Source organism: Paenibacillus polymyxa (assembly GCF_018614975.1).
Classification (GTDB): Bacteria; Bacillota; Bacilli; order Paenibacillales; family Paenibacillaceae; genus Paenibacillus; species Paenibacillus polymyxa_E.
The window spans coordinates 59,711-76,421 of the sequence record NZ_JAGGNR010000047.1; the positions used below are offsets into that span (position 1 = coordinate 59,711).

At 48.3% G+C, this 16,711-nt stretch carries 15 protein-coding genes; 14 read left to right on the forward strand and 1 reads right to left on the reverse strand.

Features of this window, described 5'->3' with window-relative positions:
• Positions 1-176 precede the first annotated feature (176 nt).
• From J7E78_RS26285 to J7E78_RS26350, 14 genes are all read left to right on the forward strand, one after another.
• Positions 177-1,196: an amidase domain-containing protein gene (locus J7E78_RS26285; protein ID WP_197997991.1), complete on the forward strand. Its 1,020-nt coding sequence runs from the start codon at positions 177-179 to the stop codon at positions 1,194-1,196.
• Between the two features lie 138 nt (positions 1,197-1,334).
• The gene (locus tag J7E78_RS26290) at positions 1,335-2,435 is read left to right on the forward strand and encodes a D-alanine--D-alanine ligase (RefSeq protein WP_036614110.1); all 1,101 of its coding nucleotides are present in this window, start codon (positions 1,335-1,337) and stop codon (positions 2,433-2,435) included.
• Between the two features lie 30 nt (positions 2,436-2,465).
• Positions 2,466-2,789, forward strand: a complete 324-nt coding sequence (locus J7E78_RS26295) for a hypothetical protein (RefSeq protein WP_036614107.1) — start codon at positions 2,466-2,468, stop codon at positions 2,787-2,789.
• A gap of 155 nt (positions 2,790-2,944) precedes the next feature.
• Positions 2,945-3,946, forward strand: a complete 1,002-nt coding sequence (gene uvsE / locus J7E78_RS26300; RefSeq protein ID WP_215079419.1) for a UV DNA damage repair endonuclease UvsE — start codon at positions 2,945-2,947, stop codon at positions 3,944-3,946.
• A gap of 107 nt (positions 3,947-4,053) precedes the next feature.
• Positions 4,054-4,917, forward strand: a complete 864-nt coding sequence (locus J7E78_RS26305; RefSeq protein ID WP_251035276.1) for an inositol monophosphatase family protein — start codon at positions 4,054-4,056, stop codon at positions 4,915-4,917.
• Between the two features lie 137 nt (positions 4,918-5,054).
• Positions 5,055-5,345 (forward strand): hypothetical protein, encoded by a 291-nt coding sequence (locus J7E78_RS26310; RefSeq protein WP_215079423.1) that lies wholly within the window; start codon positions 5,055-5,057, stop codon positions 5,343-5,345.
• Positions 5,346-5,548: 203 nt separating this feature from the next.
• Positions 5,549-6,871: a stalk domain-containing protein gene (locus J7E78_RS26315; protein WP_215079425.1), complete on the forward strand. Its 1,323-nt coding sequence runs from the start codon at positions 5,549-5,551 to the stop codon at positions 6,869-6,871.
• A 250-nt stretch (positions 6,872-7,121) separates the two neighbouring features.
• The gene (locus tag J7E78_RS26320; RefSeq protein WP_215079427.1) at positions 7,122-8,909 is read left to right on the forward strand and encodes a sensor histidine kinase; all 1,788 of its coding nucleotides are present in this window, start codon (positions 7,122-7,124) and stop codon (positions 8,907-8,909) included.
• Complete coding sequence (locus J7E78_RS26325; RefSeq protein ID WP_215079429.1) at positions 8,884-10,437, forward strand: response regulator; 1,554 nt, start codon at positions 8,884-8,886, stop codon at positions 10,435-10,437. The genes J7E78_RS26320 and J7E78_RS26325 overlap by 26 nt, the downstream gene beginning before the upstream one ends.
• Before the next feature lie 222 nt (positions 10,438-10,659).
• Positions 10,660-11,943 carry an ABC transporter substrate-binding protein gene (locus J7E78_RS26330; RefSeq protein ID WP_215079431.1) on the forward strand — a complete coding sequence of 428 codons (1,284 nt, stop codon included), beginning with the start codon at positions 10,660-10,662 and terminating at the stop codon, positions 11,941-11,943.
• Between the two features lie 139 nt (positions 11,944-12,082).
• On the forward strand, positions 12,083-12,985 hold the full coding sequence (locus J7E78_RS26335; protein WP_017690748.1) for a carbohydrate ABC transporter permease: 903 nt from the start codon (positions 12,083-12,085) through the stop codon (positions 12,983-12,985).
• Positions 12,986-12,987: 2 nt separating this feature from the next.
• The gene (locus J7E78_RS26340; protein WP_017690747.1) at positions 12,988-13,827 is read left to right on the forward strand and encodes a carbohydrate ABC transporter permease; all 840 of its coding nucleotides are present in this window, start codon (positions 12,988-12,990) and stop codon (positions 13,825-13,827) included.
• Between the two features lie 105 nt (positions 13,828-13,932).
• On the forward strand, positions 13,933-15,141 hold the full coding sequence (locus J7E78_RS26345) for a rhamnogalacturonan acetylesterase (RefSeq protein WP_215079476.1): 1,209 nt from the start codon (positions 13,933-13,935) through the stop codon (positions 15,139-15,141).
• 193 nt (positions 15,142-15,334) lie between these two features.
• Positions 15,335-15,751: a sensory rhodopsin transducer gene (locus J7E78_RS26350; RefSeq protein WP_215079433.1), complete on the forward strand. Its 417-nt coding sequence runs from the start codon at positions 15,335-15,337 to the stop codon at positions 15,749-15,751.
• Positions 15,752-15,829: 78 nt separating this feature from the next.
• Here J7E78_RS26350 and J7E78_RS26355 read toward each other — a convergent pair whose 3' ends face one another.
• Positions 15,830-16,684 carry a GerAB/ArcD/ProY family transporter gene (locus J7E78_RS26355; RefSeq protein WP_215079435.1) on the reverse strand — a complete coding sequence of 285 codons (855 nt, stop codon included), beginning with the start codon at positions 16,682-16,684 and terminating at the stop codon, positions 15,830-15,832.
• Between the last annotated feature and the right edge of the window lie 27 nt (positions 16,685-16,711).

Sequence of the window (16,711 nt, forward strand, 5' to 3'; positions counted from 1 at the left end):
CCGTTTTCACCTCCGTACGTAAAGGTCTTTTTGCCTGATCAAGCAAGCTTTTGGACCGATGAAGGCGTTTTCGTGAGGTGAGCAGGAATAAGTCATCTCGTGTACATACAACCGAAGACCCTCTCATATGAATAGTAGGAGTTTATATACGCAATGAAATATTCCAGACAGAACTCATGCCAAAGGGGGACATAGGCTTGGAACGGGAATGGAAGAGTGCCTTATATACTTACGTGAACCAGTACAATCGCTGTGAGATCGACTACCGTCCACAGACCAGCGAACGGATCGTTACCGATCCTGACTTCGTGGTGGAACGGGGAGAGCGTATGGCAAGGCTGGACGAATGGTATCGTAAGCGGCGCGCCGTGCCTCTTCGCAGCGAGACCAGCGCCAAGCTTGTACGCACGCTTATGGATGGCCAGGAAGAAGCGGTGGTGGATGTACAATTGTATAGCAGACTGTTCTACGAGAAGAGCGGGATCACCCACCGGGAGGACCGGATTGAGCGGGAGCGGTTAACCTTTCTGCGGCAGAGTGGTGGATGGATCATTGGACGGGTCGAGCGAGAAGTGCCGGAGCGTCGCCCTGCTGGGGAAGGGCGTCCGTTTCAACAAGCTGATTTTGTACAGGCGATGAATCGGCCGCTGCTGAATCGGGAAGTGTTGGGTCAAGGAAGAAGCTCACGGCAACAGTCATATCGCAGAGATCTGGCGGTTGCCTACGCAGATCGGTGGTGGAATGCGGGGAATCCGGCATTTGAGGAATTTGATGTGGATTGTACCAATTACGTGTCCCAATGTCTCTTTGCAGGGGGCGCACCCATCCACTATACTGGTAGAAGAGAAGCTGGCTGGTGGTATAAAGGGTATGTGAACGGCTCCGAAATGTGGAGTTACAGCTGGGCAGTTTCCAACAGTCTGGAGCGTTATTTATCAGGCAGCAGCTGGGGTCTGACCGCGACAGAAGTGGAGCGTCCTGAGCAGCTGATGCTCGGCGATGTTATTCTCTACGATTGGGATGGAGATGGACGATTTCAGCACAGCACCGTTGTGACCGCGTTTGATGCGGGCGGTATGCCGCTTGTTAACGCACATACGGTTAGCAGCCGTCACCGATTTTGGGATTACCGGGATTCTTACGCTTGGACGGAGCGGACGGTATACCGGCTTTTTCATATTGCAGATGAGTTTTGATGACGAAAGATTTTCGGGATGCGGTGACGCAGACATCCAGTTCCGTGTAAAATAAGACCAGGGTAACGCAAGCAGTATAACAAGGGTGCTGAGCATGCAAACATGACAGCATCAGGCACAGATAATCGGAGGGTACACATGAGTATGGATAAATTAAAAGTAGGCGTCGTGTACGGCGGAAAATCGGGCGAGCATGAGGTGTCGCTGCAAACGGCGTTTGCTGTAACAAACGCATTTGATTACGAAAAGTATGAACTGGTTCCTTTTTATATCTCCAAGCAGGGGACATGGAAAAAAGGACCTGTCATGCATGCGCCGTTCGCGCAGATTGAAGATCTGAAGCTGGAGCAATCAGCGGGTGGAACGCAGGATGCGCTGAACGCCCTGTTTGGCCGTTTGTATGGCGGAGCAGAAGCCTTGGACGTGATGTTCCCTCTGCTGCATGGTACGTTTGGAGAGGACGGCACCATTCAGGGCATGTTCGAGATGGCGGATATGCCATATGTAGGTGCAGGTGTACTGGCTTCGGCTGGCGGCATGGACAAAGTGGTCATGAAAAAGCTGTTTGCACAGGCTGGCATTGACCAATGTGCCTTTACGTATTTTAACGCGACACAATGGAAGCAGACAGAGCACGAAATGATCGTACAGGTTGAAGATCAGCTGGGGTATCCTTGTTTTATCAAACCGGCGAATCTGGGCTCCAGTGTAGGCATCTCCAAAGCACGTAACCGCGATGAGCTGAAGACAGCTGTTGAGTTCGCACTTCGGTATGATACTAAGGTTGTCATTGAGGAGTTCGTTGAAGCCCGCGAGGTTGAGGTCAGCGTCCTCGGCAATGACGAGCCCATGGCTTCCGTTCCAGGCGAGATCGTATCCTCCGGTGAGTATTATGACTATGCAGCCAAGTACATTGATGGTCAATCACAGATGCTGATTCCAGCTCCACTGGACCCAGAGGCCGCAGATCGCATTCGCGAGGCAGCTCTGCAGGCGTTCCGTGCAATTGAAGGTAACGGCATTTCACGTGCGGACTTCTTCATTCGGAAAAATGACGGCGCTTTGCTTATTAATGAAGTCAATACCATGCCTGGTTTCACACCATATAGCATGTATCCACTTCTTTGGCGTGAGACAGGTGTATCGTATGCCGAACTGCTGGATCGCATGATTGAGCTGGCACTGGAGCGTTACAACCGCAAGCAGGCACTGAATTACGAGAACGGCGTACAGGCGTAGCCTGCGACCACAAGATCAGGAGGAATATGCATGGGATTTCAGACTGAATTCAATTCCGTATGCAAGTTCAAGAATGAGCAGGAGCTGTTCGAACTGCTAGAATACGGACGCGGCAAAATGGTCAAACAGGGCTTCCGGGTATTTCCTACCGGCCAGAAAGTGATTGCATACACACCGGATAACGTGGCTGTAGCCATCGTCAAGATCGTGGTTTCCATTGCGGAGATCAACTTCCAGGGGCAAGAGGTAACTGAGGTGGAGATGCAACTCATCCGCAAATTGACGGAGGAAGAATCACGCATCCAGACTGCCCTTGCGGATGAGATGTTCTTTGGAGAGCAAGCACAGGAATAGTTGTGGATTGTAAGTGTGAGTCGGATGGACTGATTTGCCAGAATACGATTATGGTCACTCTTTTAGGGTAAAACTTGGTTATATACAGTGACGGTACATCCTGACGGCTGAATATGCCGTGCGGGTTTTCCGCCCTAATAGAGAGGAAGAAATTCATGCTCGTACGCTTTGGTTACGTGGCAATGTCCGTGCTTATAGAGAACGCGTCACCTTCCCGGACCATGACCATGTCGAGTTTTAACAAAATCGATGACAGGGAAGCAGCGATCCGCAAGCTCGAACGGATTGCAGCCGAGAACCTGCACAATACATTACGTTTGCTCAGGCACAACAAGGGTAGCCATATACATGTATATCGCTTCTCTTCCAAATTGATTCCACTGGCAACACACGAGGACCTGAATGACTGGGACCCGTTCCCGGCACTGAAGCAGGACTTTGCGGCCATTGGTGATTTTGTGAAGGAAAATCATATGCGTGTGTCCTTTCATCCGGATCATTTTACCGTACTTAGTACCCCCCGCGAGCAAGTTCTGCACAACTCGATTCGCGACCTTCGTCATCATGTTCGGATGCTGGATGCCATGGGGCTGAATGCCACTGCCAAGAACAATATACATATTGGTGGTGCATACGGGGACAAGCCTTCGGCGGCGCTTCGTTTTGAAGAAAACTTTTTGAAGCTGGATCGGGACATTCAGGAGCGGCTCACACTCGAAAATGATGACAAAACGTTCAACGCGCCTGAGACACTGGCCGTGTGCCAGCGCCTGGGATTGCCCATGGTACTGGATATCCATCACCAGTGGGTGAACAACGAAGGAGAACAGGCATGGGATCTGTGGCCTGATATCCTGAAGACCTGGGATTCACCGCTTGCACAGGCAGATTCACCGGCTGATCAGCCATTGCCACCCAAAATCCATGTCTCCAGTCCAAAAAGTGAGAAGGATCTGCGAGGTCATGCCGATGGTGTGGAGGTAGAGCCTGTGCTCGACTTCTTGCGTCATATCGCAGCAGATACCCCAAGGATTGACGTGATGATCGAGGCTAAACGCAAAGATGAGGCACTTGTACAACTGATGCAGAAGCTGGCATTTTATCACGAAGAGGGTGTGGAGTGGGTGGACGAGTCTACCGTCATCATTCATCCGTAGAGCCAAAAGGGGCTTGGGCAACGAGAAACTTTACGGCCTGTGGGGCGTATACTTTTAACAAGTATTTCAACTTTTCGTAGATTGATATAGAAAGTAGAGTGAACGCTTTGAATGAGAAGGAAAAGATACCTTATGTCGTGACAAGCAAAAGCTATACTGCCGTTGCCATTAATGCAGCTTCCAAAGCTGGCGAATGGATCAAAAGCCGTCTTGGGACGGTAGCTGAACTTGGTACCAAATATTCACCCCAAGATCTGGTGACCGAAGTGGATAAAGGAGCGGAGCAGATGATCCGCCGCCTGATTCTCACGCATTTCCCTCACCATGCCATTCTGGGTGAAGAAGGTGTGGAACCGGGACCGGAAGCTTCGGCAAAAGCATTGAAAGAGGCAGAGGAAGAAGAGTTCCTCTGGATTGTTGATCCTGTCGATGGAACGACGAACTTTGTTCACGGATTCCCGTTTTATTCGGTGTCCATCGCATTGGCTCACAATGGTGAAGTCATTGTCGGCGTGATCTACGACCCTTCCCGTGATGAAATGTTTGTTGCGGAAAAAGGTAAAGGAGCATATGTTCACGGAAACCGGATGCTTGTATCTGGTGAACAGGAACTGGCTCAAAGCCTGATTGCGGTTGGATTCCCGGCAGACACAACCTTTGCGTTGCCACTGAATATGGCTGCTGTGCAGGCTCTTGCTCCGCAAGTTCGTAACTTGCGTGCAGGCGGATCTGCCGCCCTTCATCTGGCGTATGTTGCCGCAGGACGTCTCAGTGCCTACACCGAAGTTGGATTGAAACCGTGGGATATTGCCGCAGGTGCGCTGTTGGTTGAAGAATCCGGCGGCAAGGTGACCGATACCATCGGAACGCCTTACCAACTGTCTGTGCATCATGTCGTTGCCAGCAATGGCAAAATCCATGATGCGCTGACGGATGTGTTGAAGGAAGCGAAAGCAACCGGTCTGGAGTGAGTTTATTCAACTCATCGATGCTTTAATAACCTGTAATTGTACATTAACGGAGGAGACAAAAAGCATCTGAAGAAACGAAGTGAAAGTACAAAAGTAATAGTTACGCAGGTATGACTTTAATTAAAGGAGCGAGAACAATGGATGAATCCAAAGAACTGGAACGGCGGCTCCGTGATATGCTGACGGAAGGGGACATGGAAGAGTCCGGCGACACCGATCAGCGTGAACGCCAGCTGATTCCTCCCAAATATGAAGTACGAATCCAGACAGAACGTGATCCAATTGTCGAGGAAACGTTAAAGTACCGGAAGATGGCACACGAAGTGGACGATCGTTATGATCGGTATCTGGGGCGAGCTACCGGGAACAAACTGGAGAGCGACATGGGTCATTCGAATTCTGAGGACTCGAATAAGCCGCAATCTTAATGAATCACTGAACGTTATAGCTGTGCTTCACCAATAACAGGCTCCCCATCAGGGAGTCTGTTATTTCATGTGTGCTCTCAGTAGAGAGGACAACACCTGCTTTAAAATGATAGAATAGAGTAACACGAACTGATGTCATTGGAAAGAGCGATGTACTATATATTAGTGTAATTATAGATTCACGAAAAGGAGTGTTACCCTGAATGAAGCGTAAACGTATATGGGAAAATACAGCTGCCGGCTTAACGGTAAGCATGTTGGCAGGAATGCTGCTCTTCACATCATCTGCATTGCCTGCACACGCAGCTAACACCAAAACCGGTGTATTGCCAGCAGGTACTAACGAGGCTTCGTTGACTGCGAAGAAAGATGTATTAGCCGTAACGAAGGAGATCCGCATCGTGACATTGGGAGACTCCATAACCGTAGGATATGAGCCCAACACAAAAGAATTGCCTTATGGTTATGTAGAACGTTTGCATGAGCAAGGTTTGCTGCATGGACGTACACAGGTGGACAACTACGGGATTGCCGGATTGAAAACCAGTGGCCTGAAAAACTTCACGACTGCAATTAAGGATGGCAAAACGCTGACTTCTGAAGCCATTCAACCAAGTCTTCCTGATCCAAGAGCGGGACAGATCGGAGCCAATACTGCTGCAATCCGTGAGAGTGTAGCACAGGCCAATCTGGTTGCAATTACCATTGGGGGAAATGATGTATCTGAGCTTCTCGGTACAGCAGACAAACTGAGTGATCAGGAGCTGCAAGCGAAGGTAAAAGAATTACTCGCAACATATACAGCCAATGTTAGTGCAACGATTAATGATATCCATGAAATTAATCCGACAGCTACAATTGTCATCGCCGACCAGTATCAACCGATGCCAGAAGTAGCGGGCAAGGCCCTCTATGCCAAACTGATGGAGGCATCCCAAGGTTTCACACAGACCATTGATGGAATTGCAGCACAATTCACTGCTCAGGGTACCGATGTCAAAGTCGCACACGTGGCCAAGGAGTTTGTTGGTGGTGAAGGCACGATGACACATATGATCAAAGATCGTGATTTCCACCCGAACCAATTTGGATATGCGGCCATCGCTGAAGTATTTGCCAAAACGATTTGGGGAGATTACACCAAGCTGACTGCACCTGCCACAGGTGAACCCATGAATATTATCGTGAGTGGCAAAACATTAAATACACCGTACAAACCGATGATCCGTAACGGCAAAAACTTTGTGGCGATCCAGGATATCGTGAACGCTGTAGGTGCAACAACGGTGTGGGATAACAAAACGTCAACCGCAACGATTACATACGGAGACCGGAAGGTTGCCGTGAAGATAGGTGCCAATGCAGTTAAGGTCAATGGGGCATCCGTTGCCGTGGATACACCTGCATTCCTGAACAAGGTAGGCAAGGAGTCCAAAACGTATGTACCGCTTGCCATGGTAGCGGAAGGTCTTGGCTTTGATGTGCAATATGTAGCCAAGCTAAAAACTGTTTTTGTTAATCCATAATATGTATTTCATGCTTTAACATGATGTTATTCAACAGCCAGAATACCTTGATCTGTTCAAGGTATTCTGGCTGTTTTGTGTTCTTTTTGAGTTGCTGACACAGATGTATACCTTCTCTAATGACCTGAAATGTTGCATAAATATATCTTGTCAGATGACCAATGGATGTGTAAATATGAAAATAACTTACATTAAAACCACTAACCTATAGCATGACAGGCACCCTCCGCAAGCCAAAGGAGCGCTTAGGATGAACAAAATTAAGAACGCTTTCACAACACTGCCAATTCATCACAAAACGATTCTTCTCATCGGATTGTTAATGTTAATCAGCTTTACGTTTTATGCATCCGTACTCCGATATGTATTCAGCATCTATGACCGCCAGATCTATGAGAAATCCTCGCAGGTCCTCAATATGTCTTCAGTAGGCATTGAGAATCAACTTCGTGAAATTTCCAATCTCTCCTTCAAGGTGATGTCGGACGAGCCGCTTCAACAATATTTGCTTCAACTTGAAAAGGCTGAGACGGGATATGAGAGAAATGGTCTGCGCAAGAAAATTACCAACCGATTGGTTGCTTATGCGGGTTCTGAGAAGTACGTCTATTCTATGCTATTTATCGATAATGATAATAACGTCATGGCTGCAGGGAACCGGGAAGGGATTTCGGAGTCGAAGCAAAAGGAACTGGTTGCACTGGGACAGCAATACTCGGGCTCCAATGCCTGGCATACCAGTGGGGATAAACAGTCCCGACTCTTGTCGGTCCGACAGGTGAAATCCTTTATTGGCGGAGCATTTACATTGGATGACCTCGGCACACTGATCATCCGCGTACGGCTGGACCGAATTGTACAGGACCAGATGCAAGAACCGGCTGAGGACTCCCAATTACTGATTACCGATGGAAAAGAAGTGATCTATCCAACAGAATCGGCAGTTAGTGAAGCCGAGATTGAGTCTGAACTGAAGCGGACCCAACCTTATGGCATTGCCATGTTTGAGCATGGTCGTCATTTTGTTGCCCGGGCTAACTCTTCTTACACTGACTGGACTTACCTATATACGACGCCTTTTGACCAGATGTTTAAAAAAATTCAGTTTGTCAAACAGCTGGTCACGGTCATCTTCATTATGATTTTTCTGGTAGCATTGATTATTGGAGCGAAGTTCTCCCGCAGTATCACCCACCCGATTGCGCAGTTGATCAAGAAGATGCGTAATATTGAAAAAGGGGATCTCGATAAACTGGAGGAAGCTGCCCTCGGCAATGTCCCAATGTCTCCGCAAAATGAGGTCGGAATGCTGCATCGCACATTCAAGATGATGCTTCAACGGATACGTGAATTGATTGATGAAAATTATGCCAAGCAACTTGTGATTCGTGAAACTGAGTTGAAAGCGCTTCAGGCGCAGATTAATCCACATTTTCTATACAACACGCTGGAATCCATTAACTGGCTGGCTAAAGTACAGAAGCAACGACAGATTTCAGAAATGGTTGAGGCTCTCGGATTTCTGCTGCGCAGCTCTGTGAATATGTCCGAGAAGTGGATTACGCTGGAAAGAGAGCTGGACATTGTCCGCAGTTACGTGACGATTCAGCGCACGCGTTTTGAGGAAAGACTGGACTTCGATATGCAGATTGCCCCAGAGGTAGGAACGGCGCGGATACCGAAGTTAACATTACAGCCGTTGGTGGAGAATGCCATACATTATGCACTCGAACCAAGCATTGACCCTTGCCGGATCCGTATTCTGGCGAGAGCAGATGGAGATAAGGTGATTATTGAAGTCGAGGACGACGGTCCGGGGATGACACCGGAATTTCTGGAACAACTACACGAAGGACGTATTCAGACAAGAGGACAGGGCATTGGGTTATCTAACATCCAGGAACGAATCAGGCTGACCTTTGGCGAAGAAGGCAGAATGGTGATGAGCAGCAAGCCCGGATCAGGAACTGTAGTATCGATCAGCATACCTTGGATTAGAGAGGACGATGACGATGTACAAAGTGATGCTCGTAGATGATGAACGTGTCATTCTGGAGGGGATATCCCAAGTGGTCGATTGGGCCGCAGCAGGTACTGAATTGGTAGGCACGGCGAGGAATGGGATTGAAGCACTGGACAAAATAGGGCAGTCGAAACCGGATATTATCATTACGGATATTTCCATGCCAGGTCTGGATGGTCTAGGACTCATAGAGAAAGCATCCGAAGCATACCCGGGAGTACGTTTCATTATGTTATCTGGCTATAAAGAGTTCGAATATGCCCGCAGAGCGATGCAGTATGGTGTGAAGCATTATTTGCTCAAACCTTGCAATGAGAATCAGATCCATGATGCGTTAACTGAACTGTTGCAGGAACATCAGGATGCCCAGGTGAAGGAGCATGTTGCCGGTGAGATGAAACAGCGATTGCAGCGTGTCCTTCCGCATGTGAAGGAGCAATTTCTGCTCGAGTTCATGACCAACCGTACCTATGGGCCGGTTGATCTGGAGTATTATCAGGAGCTGTTTGATCTGGAGCTTGAAGAGAACACAGTTCGGTTACTGCTGTTCCGAATTGTAGATGAACATGATTACAGTCACTTATTTGCTATCAAAAACATTGCCAGTGACCTGCTCCCGCATGTCCTGTTAAGCACAACCATTGAAGGCAAACTCCTCATTCTGCTCGCGGATTCAGCTGATCCGGCCGGACTGAAAGAAAGTATTGAAGAGGTTCGGGCTGCATTCACCAGACTATATAAATTGGAAGTGACCGCTGCGTTGAGTGAAGCAGATCGAATGATTCAGTCCCGGCGGTTGTTTCGTGAGGCATTGCAGTATTTGAACCATCGCTTTTTTATTGGTGAAGGCAAGCTGATCACGAAGAATGATCTGGTACTGGCGGGAGAATGCGACGGGGTGCATGTAGAGCAGGATGCGGAACAACTGTGTCAGTTGATCAAATCGGGCAATAGCGAGGAAACAGCGGCAGAGGTGGATCGTCTGTTTGATCTATTATCGCGTCGGCAGCTGGAAATTGAAGTGACTCGCTCTTACGTAGTGCAGCTGTACTCGGCGATGGTTCATGTCTGTCCACCTGAGGAGGCAACGGAATTCACCCAGCGTATGGCAGAACTGCCGCATATCGATACGTTATCTGGTTTGAAGTCTTTTGTTGCAAGCAGTGCAGCCCGATTAACTGCCGGTTATTACAAAAACCATATCAGTCGTCAGTCTTCTGCTGTGGAAAAGATGATGGATATCGTGGATCGTCATTATGGAGAGGCAGATCTCTCTCTCAATGGAGTTGCCCACCAGATGTTATATATGAATCCAGATTACCTCGGTAAAATTTTCAAAAAAGTCACAGGTGAGAATTTCTCCAACTACGTGAATCGCCTGCGTATTGAACGCGCATGTGACCATATTCGCAGAGGCGGGGATGTGAAAGTATTCGAGCTTGCTGAATTGTTCGGATTCGGGGGCAACTCGCAATATTTTAGTCAGGTGTTCAAAAAGTGGACCGGGATGACACCTACGGAATTCCGCAGAATCGGCATATAACAATGGACTACCAATCATGTGTTTCATGTCTGGGGAGGACGAACAGCGCCGAGAGGGTGACTGTTGTCCTCCTCTGTTTTTTAAACCAACAAGACGGTTTTGTGTATTCAACTTTGGTCGTACATTTGCGAAAATGACATTAATAAGTTTGTGAAAGCGTTATCAGAAATAAAGGGATAACTCGTTCACAGAACCATATCAACATAAAAAGGGGAGATTGGCATGGTGAAAAAGGCAATATTCCTGATGATGGCTGCATTGCTCGTGTTTACAGCGGCGTGTAGTTCAGGTGGAGGAACTGAAGGAGCGTCTGGGGATGACTCGGTTACTCTGCGGATCGCTTGGTGGGGCTCAGATGCAAGGCATGAATATACACAGAAGGTCATCGACCTGTACAAAACGAAGAACCCGAATGTCAAAATCGACGTGGAATATGCTTCATTTGATGACTACTGGAAAAAGCTCGCACCACAAGCAGCGGCCAATCAGTTGCCTGACATCGTTCAGATGGATATTTCCTACATCAGCCAATATGCACAGAATGGTCAGCTTGAGGATCTTGCTCCATATCTGGGCAATCAGATCAAAGTGGACGATGTGTCTGAGAACGTTATCAGCACAGGTGTGATTAACGGTAAACAATACGGTGTACCTGCCGGTGTTAACGTACTGGGTTTCCAATATGATCCTGCCCTGCTCAAAAAAGCCGGAGTAGATACTTACCCTGAAAATGTAACCTGGGAATCGTACGAGGCACTGGGTAAACAAGCCGCCGATAAAGGCCTGTATTTTGATGGAGGGGTAGCGCCGGATATTTTCTTCCACTACTTCCTGCGTACTAAAGGATTGTCACTTTACAATGCAGAAGGAACTGGTCTTGGTTATGATGATGACCAATTGTTTGTGGAGTTCTTCGGACTTATGCGCCGCATGATCGAGCAAGGTGCAGCACCTACGCCGGATGTAGCCAACCAAACCAAAGGCATTATTGAGGAATCAGATCTCGTGAAGGAAAAAGGAATCGGCGTATGGCAATGGTCCAACCAGTTCGTAGCCTTGCAACAGGTAGCGAACCGTCCACTCGAAATCGCTCCAATGCCAGGACCGGATATGGAAAAAGGACTATATATGCAACCAAGTATGTATTGGGGTGTAACGTCCAATTCCAAAGTGAAGGAAGAAGCGGCTAAATTCATTGATTTCTGGGTGAATGACGTGGAAGCCAATAAATTGATCAAAGGCGAGCGCGGTGTGCCAATCTCAGGAGCAATCAAAGAAGCCATCGCACCTGAGCTGAGTGACGCAACAAAACAGGTCTTTGAATTCGTAGCAGCAATGGAGCCTAAGGCTTCACCAATGAGTTCTCCGCCACCGGTTGGTTCACCTGAAGTAATCTCTGCTCTTGCAGATGTGGTTGAAGAGTTGAACTTTGGCAAAATTACACCTGAACAGGCTGCAGAAACATTCCGCAAGAACGCCGAATCTGTACTTGCGAACAATAAATAACAGTTGAATGATGGCTTGCTCGTCCCACTTCAGGGATGGTCGGGAATGGGGCTGCTCGCGAATGCGAGGGCCTTTCCCCGTCCAGATGACCGAAGCAAGGATGAGGGAGCAAGCTGATCCATGAAGGAGGTTCGTTCCATTGAGGCAGTATTCGTCGTTACGTAGAAACTTAACTGGATATGCGTTCATAAGCCCGTTTATTATTGGATTCCTGGGCTTCACACTCATCCCCATGTTTGTGTCCTTATATATGTCGTTCACGAGTTATAACTTGTTCACTTCTCCGCGGTGGATTGGGCTTGATAACTACACCAAAATGTTTTTTGATGACCCGAAATATTGGAACTCGGTCAAAGTGACGTTTCTGTATGTATTCATTGGGGTACCGTTAAGGTTGGTCTTTGCCCTTTTCGTAGCGATGGTCCTGAACACTGGCTCTCGTATGATTGGAACGTACCGGACGCTGTATTACCTGCCATCCATTATCGGTGGTAGTGTGGCCGTATCCATTATGTGGCGTAACCTCTTCAGTAATGAGGGTGTTATCAACAGTGCTCTAACGGCAATCGGGATCGGGCCTATAAGCTGGTTTGGTGACCCGAACGCGTCTCTGGTTATGCTCATCTCACTGTCTGTGTGGCAGTTTGGTTCGTCCATGCTGATCTTCCTGGCTGGTCTCAAAAATATCCCTACTGAGATGTACGAGGCAGCAGGTGTGGATGGCGCGAATCCTATACGGAAATTTTTCAGCATCACCTTGCCACTGCTTAGCCCGATCGTCCTGTTCAATATGATTATGCAGACGATTGGAGCATTCATGACGTTTGTACCTGCCTATATTATCTCCAAAGGCGAAGGTGGTCCAATGGACGGTACGATGCTGTACTCCCTGTATCTGTTCCGTCAGGCGTTTATGTTTAACAACATGGGTTATGCTTCGGCAATGGCCTGGATCATGCTCATCATGATCGGTATACTCACGGTAGCTGTGTTCCTGACATCCAAGTACTGGGTGTTCTACGAATCTGAAGGAGGGAAGTAACGATGGTTTGGAGAAATGTGAAATGGCCCATTTATCACCTGTTCGTTGCAGCTCTTGCCCTCCTGATGCTCTATCCCGTCCTGTGGATGTTATTCAGTTCATTCAAGGAAAGCCGTACGATATTCGTCACAGCGGATACCCTGTTTCCTGCGGAGTGGATCTGGAGCAACTATGTGGATGGCTGGAAAGGCACAGCTGGAAGACCGTTTATGGATTACATCACCAACTCACTTGTAATTGTAGTTATTTCCACTATCGGTGCCGTAATATCATCATCGCTGATTGCTTTTGGTTTTGCCAGACTGAATTTCAAGGGACGCACGTTCTGGTTCTCCTTGATGATGTTAACGCTGATGCTGCCGCATGACGTGGTATTGGTTCCTCAGTACATTATCTTCACGAAGCTCGGCTGGCTGAACACTATATTGCCAATCGTTGTACCTACATTCTTCGGAATGCCATTTTTCATCTTCCTGATGGTACAGTTCATTCGAACGATTCCGAAGGAGCTGGATGAGGCTGCAACCATCGATGGATGTAACAAATTCAGACTGTATATCCAGATTATTATGCCGCTCATCAAGTCTTCTCTGGCGACTGCAGCCATCTTCTCCTTCTACTGGAGATGGGAGGATCTGCTTGGTCCGGTATTGTACCTGAACTCGCCTGATAAATACACCGTGTCGATGGCGCTGAAAATGTTCCTCGATAGCGAATCTGCCTCCAACTGGGGTGCAATGTTCGCCATGTCCATCGTCAGTCTGGTTCCGGTTGTAGCTGTGTTCTTCATCTTCCAAAAACAAATTGTTCAAGGGATGAGCACCAGCGGATTGAAAGGATAAGCCAGATTACTGTATCTTCGTATCTTCGCCCGAATGAACGTTTACAAAAGTTATCCAAGGAGGTTATCGCTTTTGAATAAAGCTCAGGGTAGTCAGGCCGTTGCCATGGGGGCAGCGGCAGAGGGCCAGGCAGTGTTCGTGACCAGCTGGAAGTTTAACTTTGGACCGGACTCGGGAAGAGCAGATGAGACAGGGGATTATCTGAAAGTAACTGCAACAACCGCATATGAGGAACGCGGAGGATACGGATTCGAGGCAGGATCTCTGGTGTATGAGAAACAACGCATCGGAGAAGACGATGTGGCGGCTCCTACAAGACAACATCATAACAATTCGGGGCAGACAACCATGTCTGCCCGATTGCGTTCGGGCTTCTGTATTCCGCTCAAAGCATCGTTCATCGTGGATGTTCCCGACGGAACCTACCAAGTATTACTCGTTGCAGGTGATGAATTGGCTGAGACAGTAACCCGCGTGAAAGCTGGTGAAGGCAGGCTTGTACTGCCAACCATTCGCACACTTCCCGGACAATACGCAGAGGTTAGATTCTCGGTGGTTGTTCGCGGCGGCAGACTTCGTCTGTCATTCTCCGGTCCCGCGCCAAGAATTAATGCGTTAGAGATTACTCTTGCGAATCAGACCATGACTGTATTTCTTGCCGGGGATTCAACCGTAACGGATCAGCCGGAAAGTGGTTATCCGTATTGCGGTTGGGGCCAGTTATTGCCAGCACAATTCAAACATGATGTGGCAGTAGATAATCACGCCCAGTCAGGCAGAAGTTCCCGCAGTTTCATCAATGAAGGCAGACTCAGCGCCATTATGGAGCGAATCAAGCCCGATGATTTTTTGTTTATTCAATTTGGACATAACGATGAGAAGCCGGACCCTGAACGTGGGACGGACCCATTCACAACATATAAGGAATATTTGAAAAAGTATATCGACGCTGCACGCGAAGCCAAGGCTCGTCCGGTGCTCATAACCCCGGTACATCGCCGCTATTTTGCGGGTGATGGCACATTGACCGATACCCACGGTGATTATATCATCGCTGTGCGTGAGCTGGCAGAAGAGGAAGATGTTCCGCTGATCGATCTGGCTGAGCGCAGCCGTCTTCTGTTCGAACAGGCGGGCGTTGAAGGCACTAAGGACGACTTTATGTGGGTACTGCCAGGCGAGTATGTGAACTTTCCGTCGGGCGTGGAAGATAACACACATTTTCAGGAACGCGGTGCCCGCCGCCTTGCCCATTCGGTGGCAGAAGCCATCCGCGAGCTGCGACTTCAACCGTTGCAGATGTATCTGCGGTAGGTTCATGTCTTGAATTATTAAGCGAGTTAAACGGAGTAACGAGCCAGCAAAAGTTGCCCAGCGAAAGAGCGAAGGCAATAATCTTTTAAATCAGTTCGGCGAGCGTAGCAGCGGCCCACAGCCCGATCCGCCCGCGGAAGCGACTGCCCCGCGAGCCCATCGATTTTAATCTAATTATTGGAGGATATACTCAATGACATTGGACCCGACCAAACAAGGCAGCTCAGCCCATAAGAATGATCCCACAGGCACAGGTCATACCTACTGGGTTATCCCTGATGGTTACATCCCGCCGGAGAGCAGAGGCACACTGGAGAGTCATGAGAGCATCTGTGTATTAAACACAGGTATAACGGATGCGCAGTTGAGCATCACAATCTATTTTGAAGACAGAGAACCGCTTGAAGATATTGTGGCGGAGGTGCCAGCAAGAAGAACAAAACATATTCGTACCGCATCGCTCCAATCTGGAGAGCAGTCTATTCCGTCAGGCGTACCTTATGCGATCACTGTTTCAAGCAATATTCCTGTCATTATCCAGTACAGCCGTTTGGACACGACCCAGCCAGAATTGGCTCTGATGAGTGTGATGGCGTATCCAGTGAGATAACATTACGACTTGGCATGAGTTTCAACATACAAAAGAAGACCCGTAGACTTGCAACTATTGCAGGTCAAAGGTCTTCTTTTATTTACTGTATTTATATGTGCTCGCATTAAGGATATCCACATGGACCTCCACTTTGCCAAGCTTGAAACGTTCGAGGGGATCCGCCCGTTGGGCGACTTCCTGTTCCCATAAGGGCAAATTGTGGCGATAGAGATGTTCCACCAGACCATACGAATCGATCTTGCGTGACTTGGTTTTTTCGAACGTATTTCGGATTTGAGATTCGATCTGTTTCTCGGCTGCTTGTTCCATAACATGATGAGGCTGGATGTACCAGATGAACAGCAGTTCAAACATGCCTGCAAGACTGTAGACCATGCCATTCAGCACCGGTTGCCAGCCATGTTCTAACACAGGCAGAAGACGGCTGTAATCCTTGTATTGAGTGTTCACAATTGCAACATAGAAGCCCAGCAGTACCACCAGTGGAAGAATTAACCCCGCCGTAAATGCCAGCGAACGAATACCTTTATATGCTGCGTAGGCACAGAGGGACATGAGGGCAATACTGGTTACCAGAATTGGCGTTTCTGTCAGGTAATTTGTTTTAGCCCAAGTCGTGGTATCATGCAGTGTGAAAAAGATTACGCTTAGAAAAAAGAGACTATTCCCAACTCGAAAGAACAGGCCAATGGGCTTGCCGAGACGGGACGTTAACCATTCGTGAAGGGTTTGATGCTGGAGGAAACGAGAGACATAAGCGAGCATTAGCGCAAATATGAGAAATGGTCCGGCTGATAGCAGGACGGAAATCCAGGAATCCCTTTTGGCCGCAGCCAAAAGGGCAGGAATAATGAGAACATGGCTGATCAAGCCAACGGACAACATGATCAGCATCATAGCTTGTAAGAATGAAGGTTGTGTTCGTTTCATGCTGAGGCGTCCCCTTTTTCCAATAGA